At 69.4% G+C, this 12,866-nt stretch carries 12 protein-coding genes; 7 read left to right on the forward strand and 5 right to left on the reverse strand.

Going from position 1 to position 12,866, the window contains the following annotated elements; translation table 11 throughout:
• The 6 genes from QWY76_RS13820 (at window position 1) to QWY76_RS13845 (ending at window position 9,315) form a co-directional block, all read left to right on the forward strand.
• A complete protein-coding gene (locus tag QWY76_RS13820) occupies window positions 1-2,778 on the forward strand; it encodes an aminotransferase class I/II-fold pyridoxal phosphate-dependent enzyme (RefSeq protein WP_290311871.1) in 2,778 nt (925 codons plus the stop codon).
• A gap of 201 nt (window positions 2,779-2,979) precedes the next feature.
• Complete coding sequence (locus QWY76_RS13825; protein ID WP_290311872.1) at window positions 2,980-4,461, forward strand: NAD-dependent succinate-semialdehyde dehydrogenase; 1,482 nt, start codon at window positions 2,980-2,982, stop codon at window positions 4,459-4,461.
• 540 nt (window positions 4,462-5,001) lie between these two features.
• Window positions 5,002-6,411 (forward strand): aspartate aminotransferase family protein, encoded by a 1,410-nt coding sequence (locus QWY76_RS13830; protein ID WP_290311873.1) that lies wholly within the window; start codon window positions 5,002-5,004, stop codon window positions 6,409-6,411.
• 118 nt (window positions 6,412-6,529) lie between these two features.
• Window positions 6,530-7,528 carry a hydroxyectoine utilization dehydratase EutB gene (gene eutB / locus QWY76_RS13835; protein ID WP_290311874.1) on the forward strand — a complete coding sequence of 333 codons (999 nt, stop codon included), beginning with the start codon at window positions 6,530-6,532 and terminating at the stop codon, window positions 7,526-7,528.
• 82 nt (window positions 7,529-7,610) lie between these two features.
• Complete coding sequence (locus QWY76_RS13840) at window positions 7,611-8,558, forward strand: cyclodeaminase (RefSeq protein WP_290311875.1); 948 nt, start codon at window positions 7,611-7,613, stop codon at window positions 8,556-8,558.
• A gap of 73 nt (window positions 8,559-8,631) precedes the next feature.
• Window positions 8,632-9,315 carry a haloacid dehalogenase type II gene (locus QWY76_RS13845; RefSeq protein WP_290311876.1) on the forward strand — a complete coding sequence of 228 codons (684 nt, stop codon included), beginning with the start codon at window positions 8,632-8,634 and terminating at the stop codon, window positions 9,313-9,315.
• Between the two features lie 3 nt (window positions 9,316-9,318).
• Here the strand turns inward: QWY76_RS13845 and QWY76_RS13850 are convergent, their stop codons facing one another.
• Window positions 9,319-10,002: a DUF3047 domain-containing protein gene (locus QWY76_RS13850; protein ID WP_290311877.1), complete on the reverse strand. Its 684-nt coding sequence runs from the start codon at window positions 10,000-10,002 to the stop codon at window positions 9,319-9,321.
• A gap of 151 nt (window positions 10,003-10,153) precedes the next feature.
• Between QWY76_RS13850 and QWY76_RS13855 the strand changes: the two genes are divergently transcribed.
• Window positions 10,154-10,633 (forward strand): DUF302 domain-containing protein, encoded by a 480-nt coding sequence (locus QWY76_RS13855; protein ID WP_290311878.1) that lies wholly within the window; start codon window positions 10,154-10,156, stop codon window positions 10,631-10,633.
• Between the two features lie 12 nt (window positions 10,634-10,645).
• Here QWY76_RS13855 and QWY76_RS13860 read toward each other — a convergent pair whose 3' ends face one another.
• Genes QWY76_RS13860 through QWY76_RS13875 form a run of 4 tightly spaced genes read right to left on the reverse strand, consistent with a single transcriptional unit; the run spans window position 10,646 to window position 12,769 of the window.
• Window positions 10,646-10,852 (reverse strand): zf-HC2 domain-containing protein, encoded by a 207-nt coding sequence (locus QWY76_RS13860; RefSeq protein WP_290311879.1) that lies wholly within the window; start codon window positions 10,850-10,852, stop codon window positions 10,646-10,648.
• Window positions 10,846-11,433: a sigma-70 family RNA polymerase sigma factor gene (locus QWY76_RS13865; RefSeq protein ID WP_290311880.1), complete on the reverse strand. Its 588-nt coding sequence runs from the start codon at window positions 11,431-11,433 to the stop codon at window positions 10,846-10,848. Before QWY76_RS13865 ends, QWY76_RS13860 begins: the two co-directional genes overlap by 7 nt.
• A gap of 12 nt (window positions 11,434-11,445) precedes the next feature.
• Window positions 11,446-12,078, reverse strand: a complete 633-nt coding sequence (locus tag QWY76_RS13870) for a TIGR04282 family arsenosugar biosynthesis glycosyltransferase (protein ID WP_290311881.1) — start codon at window positions 12,076-12,078, stop codon at window positions 11,446-11,448.
• Complete coding sequence (locus tag QWY76_RS13875) at window positions 12,065-12,769, reverse strand: TIGR04283 family arsenosugar biosynthesis glycosyltransferase (protein WP_290311883.1); 705 nt, start codon at window positions 12,767-12,769, stop codon at window positions 12,065-12,067. The genes QWY76_RS13870 and QWY76_RS13875 overlap by 14 nt, the downstream gene beginning before the upstream one ends.
• Between the last annotated feature and the right edge of the window lie 97 nt (window positions 12,770-12,866).

Here is a 12,866-nt window from a genome sequence, read left to right on the forward strand (position 1 = left end):
ATGCAAGAACCGACGCAAACCGAAACCCCCTACACCGCCCTGGGCTTCTACCACAAGATTTCCCACCTGCGTGCCGATACCTGGAATGCCCTGACCCGGGACCTGGGCCAGCTGGTGCGGCTCAAGGACGAGAGCCGGACGAAGAACCTGATCAAGGCCATCGACGTCAAGCTCACCCGCCTGGAGATCATCGAGGACTACCATGCCTTCCCCTCCAAGGAGGACTTCCGGCACATCTGGGGGCTGTTCGAGCGCGAGGAGTACGTGCTGCTCGAGAAGGTGGTCAAGCGCCTGGTCAGGGCGCTGATCAGCGAGTCCTACCGGCGTCGCCACGTCGACCTCAGCGAGACCGACGCCGATGCCGAGGACCTCGAGACCCTCGATGCCCTCAACCAGCTGCGGCGCGGCCATCCGGCCTCCAACAGTTCGGCCCAGCCCTACTTCGAGTTGCTGATCGTCGACAACTGCTCGCCCCAGGAAGAGGAGGTGGTCCGCGAGGCCTTCCACAACCTGCGTCGCCCCGAGGACAAGTTCGTCTACGACGTGGTCACGGCGAGAAGCTTCGAGGACGCGCTGATCGCGGTGCTGGTCAACCCCAACATCCAGGCCTGCCTGATCCGCTTCGACTTCCCCTTCAAGTCGAAGTACAACCTCAGCGCCCTGCGTGGCTACCTCGAGGGCCTCTCCGAGCAGGCACTGGACAGCCAGACCGAGGCCGATCGCAGCATCATGCTGAGCTCGATGATCCACGAACTGCGCCCCGAGGTGGACCAGTTCCTGGTCACCAGCGGCGACGTGGAGTCCACGGCCAGTCGCGACATGCGCTACTTCAACCGGATCTTCTATCGCGAGACCGACTACATCGAGCAGCACCACACCATCCTGCGCGCCATCGACAGTCGCTTCCGCACGCCCTTCTTCGATGCCCTGCGCGAGTACAGCAAGAAGCCCACCGGGGTCTTCCACGCCATGCCCATCTCGCGGGGCAAGTCGGTCACCCGCTCGCACTGGGCGGGGCACATGATCGACTTCTACGGCATCAACATCTTCCTCGCCGAGACCTCGGCGACCTCGGGGGGACTCGACTCCCTGCTGCAGCCCTACGGACCGATCAAGAAGGCCCAGGAGTATGCCGCCCGGGCCTTCGGCGCCCGCCAGAGCTTCTTCGTCACCAACGGCACCTCCACGGCCAACAAGATCGTCGTCCAGGCGCTGATCAAGCCCAAGGACATCGTGCTGGTCGATCGCGACTGCCACAAGTCGCACCACTACGGCATGGTGCTGGCCGGGGCCCACGTCAGCTACCTGGACTCCTACCCGCTCAACGACTACTCGATGTACGGGGCGGTGCCGCTGCACGAGATCAAGAAGACCCTGCTGGCCTACCAGCGGGCCGGCCTGCTGCACAAGGTCAAGATGCTGCTGCTCACCAACTGCACCTTCGACGGGGTGGTCTACAACGTGCGCCGGGTGATGGAGGAATGCCTGGCGATCAAGCCCGACCTGGTGTTCCTGTGGGACGAGGCCTGGTTCGCCTTCGCCTCCTTCAATCCCACCTACCGGCCACGCACCGCCATGCACGCCGCCCGCACCCTGCGCGACCGCTACCGCAGCGAGGCGTACCGCGAGGAGTACGCGGCCTGGAAGGCCGAGTTCGACCAGCTCGACCCCGACGATGATGCCACCTGGCTCGAGCGGCGCCTGCTGCCGGATCCGGAGCGGGTGCGGGTGCGCACCTATGCCACCCACTCCACCCACAAGACCCTGACCTCGCTGCGTCAGGGCTCGATGATCCATGTCTACGACCAGGACTTCCGGCAGCGCGTCGAGGCCCCCTTCCACGAGGCCTACATGACCCACACCTCCACCTCGCCCAACTACCAGATCCTCGCCTCGCTGGACGTGGGACGCATGCAGGCGGAGATGGAGGGCTTCGAGCTGGTGCATGCCCAGGTCGAGACGGCGCTGTCGCTGCGCGAGCAGCTCTACACCAATCCGCTGCTGCTGAAGTACTTCCGCGTGCTCAAGAACAGCGACATGGTCCCCGCGGCCTACCGCGAGTCCGGCGTCGAGTCCTACTACGACCCGGTGAGCGGCTGGAACCAGATGGAGGAGGCCTGGGCCCGGGACGAGTTCGTGGTCGACCCGACCCGGGTGACCATCGCCATCGGCAACACCGGGGTGGATGGCGATGCCTTCAAGAACGAATACCTGATGAACAAGTACGGCATCCAGATCAACAAGACCTCGCGCAACACCGTGCTGTTCATGACCAACATCGGCACCTCCCGGGGCGCCATCGCCTACCTGCTCGACGTGCTGATGAAGATCGCCAAGGAGTTCGAGTACCGCTGGGAGGACAGCAGCCGGCCCGAGCGCAAGATCATCGAGCGCCGGGTGCACTCGCTGACCCGGGAACTGCCGCCGCTGCCCGATTTCAGCCGCTTTCACGACGCCTTCCGCCAGCGGGCCGAGACCCCGGAGGGCGATATCCGGCGGGCCTACTTCCTGAGCTACGACGAGGAGAACACCGAGTACCTGCGCTTCGACAACGGCGAACTGCAGGCCCAGATGCGCGAGGGCAGGGACGTGGTCTCGGCCAGCTTCGTGATCCCCTATCCCCCCGGCTTCCCGGTGCTGGTGCCGGGTCAGGTGGTCAGCGAGGCGATCCTCGCCTTCCTGCAGGCCCTGGACGTCACCGAGATCCACGGCTATCGCCCGGAACTCGGCCTGCTGGTGTTCTCCGAGCAGGCCCTGACCGCCCCGCCGGACGACTGACCCTCGGCCCACGGCGGGGCACAAAAAAAACCGTAACTTCTCGGGCGCGGAACGAAAAACCCGCCGTGTCCGGGGCGGTGCTTCGAAAAGTCCTGAGCGTCCATCTCCCTTACCATGAAGGCATCGCGCGGCTCCGGCCGCGGATGACATTTCATCGCCGGCGCGACGACCCGACGCGCCGGTGCCTCAGGGGAGGTGCCCATGACTCTGTCCAACATGCTTAGCGATCCGCGTCTGTTCCGTCAGTATGCCTATGTCGACGGCAAGTGGACCCATGGCGATGGTGGCCGCGAGGACACCGTGTTCAATCCCGCCACCGGCGAGGCGCTGGGGCACATCCCGCTGCTCGAGGCCGAGCAGGTCAGCGCGTCCGTGGACGCCGCCGAGGCGGCCTTCGCCCGGTGGCGGGCGCTGCGCGCCGACGAGCGCTGCGAGCGCCTGCTGGCCTGGTACGACCTGCTGCAGGCCAACCGCGAAGACCTGGCCACCATCATGACCCTGGAGCAGGGCAAGCCGATGCCGGATGCCCGCGGCGAGGTCGAGTACGGGGCCAGCTTCGTGCGCTGGTTCGCCGAGGAGGGCAAGCGCACCTTCGGCGAGACCATCCCCAGCCATATCCCCAACGCGGCCCTCGGCACGCTCAAGGAGCCGGTGGGCATCGCCGCGCTGATCACGCCCTGGAACTTCCCGCTGGCGATGATCACCCGCAAGGCCGCCGCGGCCATGGCCGCCGGCTGTCCGGTGATCGTCAAGCCCGCCCACGAGACGCCCTTCTCGGCGCTGGCCCTGGCCGAGCTGGCCGAGCGCGCCGGGATTCCCGCCGGGGTCTTCAACGTGGTGCTGGGCGAGGCCGCCGAGGTCTCGAAGATCCTGTGCTACGACGACCGGGTCAAGGCGCTGTCCTTCACCGGTTCCACCCGGGTCGGCCGGCTGCTGCTGGAGCAGTGTGCGAACACCGTCAAGCGGGTCTCGCTGGAGCTCGGCGGCAATGCGCCCTTCATCGTCGGCCCGGACATGGACCCCAAGGAGGCGGCCTACGCCGCGGTGGCGGCCAAGTTCCAGACCGCCGGCCAGGACTGCCTGGCGGCCAACCGCATCCTGGTACACGAGTCGATCCATGACGCCTTCGTCGAGCAGTTCGCCAGCCGCATGGCGGCGCTCAGCGTGGGCAACGGCATCGAGGCGGAGGTCGACCTGGGGCCGCTGATCCACCGCCAGGCGGTGGAGAAGGCCGCGTCCATCGTCGATGACGCCCTTTCCCAGGGCGCGACGCTGGTCGCCGGCGACCAGCTCGAGGCCCCGGGCCCGAACTTCTTCATGCCGACCCTGTTGACCGGCGTGACGCCGCAGATGAAGGTCTGGCGCGAGGAGAACTTCGCCCCGGTGGCCGGCATCACGGCCTACGGCGACGACGACCAGGTCATCGAGATGGCCAACGACACCGAGTACGGCCTGGCGGCCTACGTCTACACCCACGATATCCGCCGCATCTGGAAGCTCCTGCGCGCGCTCGAGTACGGCATGGTGGCGGTCAACTCGGTGAAGATGACCGGCCCGCCCATCCCCTTCGGCGGCGTCAAGCAGTCGGGGCTGGGCCGCGAGGGCGGCGTAACCGGCATCGATGAGTATCTGGAGACGAAGTACTATTGCCTCGGCGCCCTGGGCTCTGTCTCCGGGAGCTAGCTGCGCTTGGCCATACGGCGTTGGATCTTGACTCGGGCGCGAGTCCGATCGAACAGCTCATTTACAGGACGTAAACTCCGCTGTTCTCGTCAAGATCCGCCTTGTGACCCACACGGATGTGGGAAATGCGTTGGCCCGTAGGGAAGGGGCCTGGCCCAGGCCTTCGCTCGCAGAGCTCTCTGGACCGGGGGCACTAGGGAATCGGCCATCCGAGCTCGATGGGCGTCGGGGTCAGGTCGCAGTGAGGGTCTTTTGCCATGGGTGAGGCGGAAGGAGAAGACCATCCAGTGAATGTTCTTCCCGCCGAACGGGTTGGCCACGGATGGCCATCCCGGGCCCTGCAAGCGGAGCAGGACGCAAGAGCGCCGCAGGGCAAAAGTAGCGCCCAGGGATGGGTTGACAGCGCCCTCACGGAGGCCTGCCGCCGGACAGCCCCTTCCTGCATTGGCCTAGTGGCGAAAAGAATCACCAGACCAAAGACAACCCGAGAATGACGAACATCCTCCCCGGCGGGGCCGGGGAGCCTTACTGGAGAAGCGCATGACCACCCATCAGGACCTGATCGACCGCGACCGCAAGGTGACCTTCCACGCGTCCACCCACCTGCGCGACTTCGCCCATGGCGACGCCCCGGGACGCGTGATCACCGGCGGCAAGGGCATCCATATCATCGACAAGGACGGCCGCGAGTTCATCGACGGGTTCGCCGGGCTGTACTGCGTCAACATCGGCTACGGCCGCACCGAGGTCGCCGAGGCGATCTACCAGCAGGCCCTGGAGATGTCCTACTACCACACCTATGTGGGCCATTCCAACGAGCCGCAGATCGCGCTCTCCGAGAAGATCCTCGAGCTGGCCGGCCCCGGCATGTCCAAGGTCTACTACGGCATGTCCGGCAGCGACGCCAACGAGACCCAGCTCAAGCTCGTGCGCTACTACAACAACGTGCTGGGGCGGCCGCAGAAGAAGAAGGTCATCGCGCGGATGCGCGGCTACCACGGTTCCGGCATCGCCTCGGGCTCGCTGACCGGCCTCAAGGCCTTCCATGATCACTTCGACCTGCCCATCGACACCATCCGCCACACCGAGGCGCCCTACTACTACCACCGCGCCGCGGAGCAGGAGGGCATGACCGAGCGCGAGTTCTCGGCGCACTGCGCCGACAAGCTCGAGGAGATGATCCTCGCCGAGGGTCCGGAGACCGTGGCTGCCTTCATCGGCGAGCCGGTGCTCGGTACCGGCGGCATCGTGCCGCCCCCGGAAGGCTACTGGGAGGCCATCCAGGCGGTCCTGGCCCGGTACGACGTGCTGCTGATCGCCGACGAGGTGGTCTGCGGGTTCGGTCGCATCGGTGCCGACTTCGGCAGCCACCACTACGGCATCCGGCCGGACCTGATCACCGTGGCCAAGGGCCTGACCAGCGCCTACCAGCCGCTCTCCGGCGTCATCGTCGGTGATCGGGTGTGGCGCGTGCTGGAGCAGGGCACCGGCGAATACGGTCCCATCGGCCACGGCTGGACCTATTCCGGTCACGCCCTGGGCTGTGCGGCCGGCCTCGCCAACCTGGCGATCATCGAGCGCGAGGGCCTGACCGCCAACGCCGCCGAGACCGGCGCCTACCTGCAGCGGCAGATGCAGGCCGCCTTCGGCGACCACCCGATCGTCGGCCAGGCCCGCGGCGTGGGCATGCTGGCGGCCCTGGAGTTCTCCGCCGACCCGGCGCGGCGCCGCCACTTCGACCCGAGCCTGAAGGTGGGGCCGCGCATCGCCGCCGCCGCCCTGGAGGAGAACCTGATCGCCCGGGCCATGCCCCAGGGGGACATCCTCGGCTTCGCGCCGCCGCTGACCACCCGCCGCGACGAGGTCGACGAGATCGTCGCCCGCACCCGCCGTGCGGTGGACAGGGTCACCGACGCCCTGGTTCGGGAGGGCGCCCTCGAGACCGCCTGACCGCGACCGCGGTCAACGTCGAGCGCCGCGGGGTGGCCCCGCGGCGTGGCTGTTGGAGGGGCGCATCGACCATCTTCATGGCGGATGCCCCGTGCCCGAAGCCCTGAGGAGGCCGTGGATGCGCGAGCCGAGCCATGGCGTCACCCTGGCGGCGATCCAGGCCGCCCGTCGGCGCCTCGAGGGCCAGGTGGCCCGCACGCCCCTGGTGCGTTCCGAGGCCCTGTCGCGGCGCTTCGACGCCGATATCCTGCTCAAGCTCGAGACCTGCCAGCCCACCGGCGCCTTCAAGCTGCGCGGGGCCACCAACATGATCGCGGCCCTGCTGGAAGAGCGGGGGCGGGAGGCCCTGTCCGCCGGGGTGGTGACCGCCTCCACCGGCAACCATGGCCGGGCGATGGCCCATGCGGCGGCGCGGCTGGGGATCCCGGCGGTGGTCTGCCTGTCGCGGCTGGTGCCGGCCGACAAGGCCGAGGCCGTCGCCGCCCTGGGCGCCGAGGTGCGTCGTGTCGGCGATAGCCAGGATGCGGCCTTCGCGGAGGTCGCGCGGCTGGTCCGCGAGCGGGGCATGGTGTCGATCCCGCCCTTCGACGATCCCCTCGTCGCCGCCGGCCAGGGGACCATCGGCCTGGAACTGCTGGAGGACGCGCCCGATCTCGACCGCGTGCTGGCCGGGCTCTCCGGTGGCGGCCTGCTCGGCGGCATCGGCGCGGCGCTCAAGGCGCTGCGCCCCCAGGTCACCGTCACCGGTGTCAGCCTCTGCCGCGGCGCGGCCATGGCCGAGAGCCTGGCCGCGGGGCATCCGCTGGCGGTGGAGGAGGTGGCGAGCCTGGGAGACTCCCTGGGCGGTGGTATCGGACTCGACAACCGCTGTACCCTCGCCCTGGTCCGCGAGGTCATGGACGAGCACTACCGGGTCTCGGAGGCGGCCATCGCCGCGGCCATGGTCGACTTCCTCGAGCACGAGAAGCGCCTGGTCGAGGGCGCCGCCGTGGTCGGCCTGGCGGCCCTGGCCGAGCACGGTATCGCGGTGCGCGGGCAGCAGGTGGCCCTGGTGGTCTCGGGCAACGCGGTCTCGCTCGAGACCCTCGATCGGGCCCGGGCGATGGTCGGGCGGTAGGGGTGAGGAGACGGCGATCACCGCCTGCTCACGCCTCTCACCTGACGCCTCACCCTTCCCCCTCACTCGTACGGAGATCCATATGCAGCTCTTTCAGCGTGACGCCATCGAGGCCGCCGTGGGCATCGATCGCGAGGCCCTGGTGGCGGTGGAGGCCGGTTTCGCCGCCCTGGGCCGCGACGAGGCCGTGCAGCCGCCGATCCTCTCCATGGCCATCGAGGAGGCCAATGGCGAGGTGGACGTCAAGACGGCGCATATCCGCGGTGCCGCGCGCTTCGCCATCAAGGTCAGCCCCGGCTTCTTCGACAATCCCGGGCTCGGCCTGCCGAGCCTCAATGGCCTGATGATGGTGTTCTCGGCGAGGACCGGCCAGGTGGAGGCCGTGCTCTTCGACGAGGGCTACCTGACCATGGTGCGCACGGCCCTGGCCGGAGCCATCGCCGCCCGTCACCTGTCCCGGGAGAACAGCCGCCGGGTAACGGTCCTGGGGGCCGGTGAGCAGGCCGAGCGCCAGGTGGAGGCCCTGCGCCTGGTGCGGGACATCCGTGTGGTGGATGTCTGGGCGCGCCGTGCGGAGGCCGCCGAGGACCTGGCCGGGCGGCTGCGCGCCCGCGGCCTCGAGGCGCATGTCCATGAGGAGGTCCCCGGCGCCTGTGCGGCGGCCGATATCATCGTCACCGCCACGCCGTCCCGGACGCCGCTGCTGTTCGCCCGGGATCTCCCGGAGGGGGTGCACGTCACCGCCATGGGCTCGGACAGTCCCGACAAGCGCGAGCTCGATGCCTCGGTGCTGACCCGGGCCGACGCCTTCGTCGCCGACAGCCGGGCCCAGAGCGAGACCAACGGCGAACTCAAGGCCTTTGCCGGCCGGGAGACGCCGTTCAAGGTCCACGAGCTCGGCCGGGTGATCGCCGGCGGTGACATGCTGCGGCTCTCGGCGGCCACCATCACGGTCTGCGACCTCACCGGCACCGGTGTCCAGGACACCGCCATCGCCGCCCATGCGCTGTCGCGGCTGGCCGGGACCTAGCCTTGTGCCCGGCGCCGGCCTGGCGCAGGCTGCACGGGTAAGCCCAGTGATCGACGCAAGGAGAGAGCACGAGATGGCAATGGTACTGGCCTTCGATGTCTACGGGACCCTGATCGATACCCATGGCGTGGTGACCGAGCTGGAGCAGCGGCTGGCCGCCCAGGGCCAGTCCGAGCTGGCCCCGGAGTTCTCGCGACGCTGGCGGGACAAGCAGCTCGAGTACAGCTTCCGTCGCGGCCTGATGGGGGCCTACGTGGGCTTCTCGCAGTGCACCCGGGAGGCCCTCGACTACACCGACCGGGCGCTGCGCACCCGACTCGGCGAGGCCGACAAGGATCACCTGATGGACGCCTACGCGCGGCTGCCGGCCTTCCCCGAGGCCGAGGCCGCCCTGGCGCGCCTCGCCGAGGCCGGCGTGACCTGCGTGGCCTTCTCCAACGGCGGCCGTGACGCCGTCGAGGGCCTGCTCGGCGAGGCCGGCCTGCTCGAGCGCTTCGACGACATCGTCAGCGTCGAGGAGGTCAAGCGCTTCAAGCCCGACCCGGCGGTCTATGCTCACCTGCGCCACCGCCTCGAGGTGGAACCCGGTGACACCTGGCTGATCTCGAGCAACGCCTTCGACGTCATCGGCGCCCGCCATGCGGGCCTGCATGCGGCCTGGGTCAGGCGCCTGCCGGAGGCGCCCTTCGATCCCTGGGGCATCGAGCCCGACCTCACCGTGGCGGATCTGGCGGGGCTGGTCGACGCCCTGGTCTGAGCGTCAGGCGGGACACGCCAGGGGCGTGGCATCCGCCGAGAAGACCAGCCGGCCGAACCAGGCACGGGCATCGCCCCCGGCATTGTCGCCATCGGTCATCAGGGCCACGCCGTCGATGGTCGCCGGGGTGGCCCCGAACAGGCGGCGGTAATCCGCGCGTACGTCGCGAACTTCGGCGACCCACTCGCCGACCCGGGCCGTTCCGCCCTGCAGGGCCAGCAGGTGGGCCCGGTCGGTGAAGGCGTTGGGCCAGTCGCTGCCGGCGGCCTGGGTCGACGACCACACGTAGTTCACCGACTGCACCTGCCAGGGCAGCAGGCCGGTGCGCCGGGCCACATAGACCCGCCCCGGGTAGTCGTCCCCCGCCTTGGTGGTCTCGTCGAGGCCGGGATAGATCCCCGAGACCCGCCAGCACCATTTCAGATAGGGCGTGGCGGTCAGGTCGATGCGCCGCTCCAGGTACTTGGCCGAGGCCTGGCCATCGGCCCGGGCCCGCAGCACCATCTGGCCGTCGAGGTCCACCAGCCGGTACTCGGTGTGGCCGACGAAGGAACGGCTGGGCCAGCCGAGGATGTCGCGGGGCGAGAACGCCAGCTCGGCGGCGGCCGAGGCGCTCGCCAGGCCGAGGAGCAGGCCGGCCAGCAGGTGCAGCACCAGGCGTTTCGGGGTAGCGGAAGGGGGACGCATGGAGTCTCCTTGCGGGGAGGGGGCGGGTGACGGGAACGCTGCGAGGGGCTGGGTCGCGGCGGTCGGGCCTTCCTTGCCTGTGCCCCTGATGACTTGACCCGCTGCCGGGTGTCGCCAAGGCTGAGGACGTCCACCGACGGGAGGGAGTGCCATGAAGCGACTGACAAGGCCCCTGGCCATGCTGGGGCTGGCGATGGGGGTGGCGCTTGGCGCCGCCGCCGATGACGCCAGCGAGCGATCGCAGCATGGCATCCTTCACAGGATAAGCCAGGACGACATCGCCCGGGTCGATGGCCGCCTGCGCGAGGCTCTGGCGGCTCGCGGCATGCGCCTGATGACGGTGGTCGACCATGCCGGGAACGCCGCCGGGGTCGACCTCGAACTGCCCGAGACACGCACCTTCGTCTTCGGCAATCCCGCCGTGGGCACGCCCATGATGCAATGCCGGGGCAGCCTGGCCCTGGACCTGCCCCAGAAGATGCTGCTGCGCGAGACCGCCGAGGGCACCCGCATCGAATGGAACGATCCCCGGTACCTGGCCCGGCGCCATGACCTCGAGGCCTGCGAGCTGCCGCTGGGCAAGGTGGCGGGAGCGCTGTCGGGCATCGCCGAGGCGGCCGCCGGGCCCTAGCGTCCCGGGAACTCAGCGCTCCTCGTCGTCGCGGGCCTCGCCTTCCGCGGGGGGCGCATAGTGGCGGCCCACCCGGTGCAGCAGCTCGAATTGCCGGTCGCAGTTGCGGCAGGCGCCGCACATCGCCAGGTGCAGGCGCAGCGACAGGCGCTCCTGGAAGGTCAGGGGGCGGTCCCGCTTGAGCGACATCAGGCGTGTCGCCTCCTTGCACATCAGCATGTCGAATCCTCCAGCCAGCCGCGCTCGATGCAGGCGCGCAGGCGCAGTCGTGCCCGGTGGAGCATCACCCAGCAGTTGTTCTCCTTGATGCCGACCTCGTGGCAGATATCGTCGGTGGACAGCCCCATCAGCTCGCGCAGCGAGAAGACCCGGGCCAGGTTGTCCGGCAGATGGATCATGCAGGCGTCGAAGACCTGCCAGAAGCGCTCGTTCTCGAAGGTCGCCTCCGGCTCGCCCCAGCTCGATGGCCGGGCGGATTCCTGCCAGCGGCCGTTGCGCTGGAACTGGCGATCGATGGCGTCATCCTCGTCCTCGTCCTCCAGCGGTTGCCACTTGCCGTGGCGCTTCTGGGCCCGCAGGGCGTCGAGGATCTTGTACTTGAGGATACCGAACACCCAGGTCTCGTAGCCGGAGCGACCGGCGAAGGCGTCCTGCTTCTCGATGGCGGCGACCAGGGCCTCCTGCACGGCGTCCTCGGCCTGGGCGGCATCGCGAAGGTGCATCAGGGCGAAGGCCACCAGGCGTGGCCTGACGGCCGCCAGGCGGCGGTGGCGATCATCGTCGGGGCTGTTCGTGGTCACATGGCCTCCCTGTCAATCCGTGAACGCGTCCAGGGCGGCGAGCCGCCGCAGGTCCTCTGGGCGGTCAACATCCCATACCTCGGCCGGACAGGCCAGTCGCCATCCCAACGCTCGTGCCCGTTGCCGGGTCTGGGCCATGACACGGTCCGTGCCCCAGGCGATGCCGCGAAACAGCCCGGGGTGGCTCTCGCGGATGCCGATCAGCGCGTAGCCGCCGTCCTCGGCGGGCAGGCAGACCGCCTCCGCCGTGTCCAGGGCCGCGTGGCATTGCCCCAGCAGCGCGGGGGTCAGCACCGGGCAGTCGCCGCCCACCAGCAGGCCGGGGCCGTGGATGGCCGCCAGGGCATGATGCATGCGCGCGCCCAGGTCGCCCGCGGGCTGGGGGGCCAGGCGGATGCCGTGGTCCTCGGCGAGCGCCAGGAACAGTGGGTGGGCAGGGTCCAGGGCCGTCCACAGGGTGATCCGCTCGGGGTGGGTCGCCGCCAGCGCCACGGCCAGGGTATGACGCAGCAGCCGGACATGCAGTGCCGCCGCGCCGGCCGCGCCCAGCACGGGAATCAGCCGCGTCTTGACGCGTCCAGGCAAGGGGGCCTTGGCGAGGATCGCCAACCGCGGGCCATCCGGCCGGAACTCAGCGGACATCATGGTAGTGCCTGGCCAGTTGTGCGGGAGGAGTGCCACGCCAGTAGCGGTAGCGCAGCCACCACATCAGCAGCATGGTCCGCCAGGCGCCGCGGCGCTCCCAGCGTCGCCCGTCGCTGACCACCGGGTCCGGCAGGCAGGCCGGGTGCGACAGGCGCTTGAGGCGCCGGGACATCTCGATATCCTCCATCAGTGGCTGATCGGGAAAGCCGCCCACGGCGTCGAAGGCCTCGCGGGTCATGAACAGTGCCTGGTCGCCGGTGGCGATGCCGGTGAGCCGCGAGCGCAGGCTCATGGCCCGGGCGATCACCGGCAGCAGCGGGTGGCGCCCGGCCAGGCGGATGTCGAAATGGCCCCAGTGGTGGGCACCGGCCAGGGCGGCGGCGATGCGCCGGTCGGCGTCGGGGGGCAGGCGCGTGTCGGCATGCAGGAACAGCAGCCGGCGGGCCCCGGCCAGCCGGGCCCCGGCGTTCATCTGGCGGGCCCGGCCGGACGCGGCGACGACGACCCGGGTGGCCAGGGGCTCGGCCAGCTCGGCGGTGTGGTCCCGGCTGCCGCCGTCGACCACGATCAGCTCGGCGCCGCGTTGGCGATACACGCGCAGCGCGTCGAGGGTCGCCGTGATCGTGCCGGCCTCGTCAAGCGTCGGCACGATGATGGTCAGGGGCGGGGGGGCAGCGTGTGGGTCGTGCACGGTCGGTGTCCTGGCGACGTCGAAGGCAAGCCACTTGGTCGGCGAGCCTGTGCCTAAGGTTTGTCTGAAAAGTCGACGAGCGATGGCCAAACAAGGC

The sequence above is a fragment of the Halomonas maura genome, assembly GCF_030409305.1.
GTDB classification, from domain to species: Bacteria; Pseudomonadota; Gammaproteobacteria; order Pseudomonadales; family Halomonadaceae; genus Halomonas; species Halomonas maura.

Excerpts from the sequence above, each read along its gene's own strand:
- QWY76_RS13845 (WP_290311876.1), top strand. The coding sequence starts at position 8,632 with ATGGCAATGGTACTGGCCTTCGATGTCTACGGGACCCTGATCGATACC.
- QWY76_RS13830 (WP_290311873.1), top strand. The coding sequence starts at position 5,002 with ATGACCACCCATCAGGACCTGATCGACCGCGACCGCAAGGTGACCTTC.
- QWY76_RS13860 (WP_290311879.1), bottom strand. The coding sequence starts at position 10,852 with ATGCTGATGTGCAAGGAGGCGACACGCCTGATGTCGCTCAAGCGGGAC.
- QWY76_RS13840 (WP_290311875.1), top strand. The coding sequence starts at position 7,611 with ATGCAGCTCTTTCAGCGTGACGCCATCGAGGCCGCCGTGGGCATCGAT.
- QWY76_RS13820 (WP_290311871.1), top strand. The coding sequence starts at position 1 with ATGCAAGAACCGACGCAAACCGAAACCCCCTACACCGCCCTGGGCTTC.
- QWY76_RS13850 (WP_290311877.1), bottom strand. The coding sequence starts at position 10,002 with ATGCGTCCCCCTTCCGCTACCCCGAAACGCCTGGTGCTGCACCTGCTG.
- QWY76_RS13870 (WP_290311881.1), bottom strand. The coding sequence starts at position 12,078 with ATGATGTCCGCTGAGTTCCGGCCGGATGGCCCGCGGTTGGCGATCCTC.
- QWY76_RS13825 (WP_290311872.1), top strand. The coding sequence starts at position 2,980 with ATGACTCTGTCCAACATGCTTAGCGATCCGCGTCTGTTCCGTCAGTAT.
- QWY76_RS13855 (WP_290311878.1), top strand. The coding sequence starts at position 10,154 with ATGAAGCGACTGACAAGGCCCCTGGCCATGCTGGGGCTGGCGATGGGG.
- eutB (WP_290311874.1), top strand. The coding sequence starts at position 6,530 with ATGCGCGAGCCGAGCCATGGCGTCACCCTGGCGGCGATCCAGGCCGCC.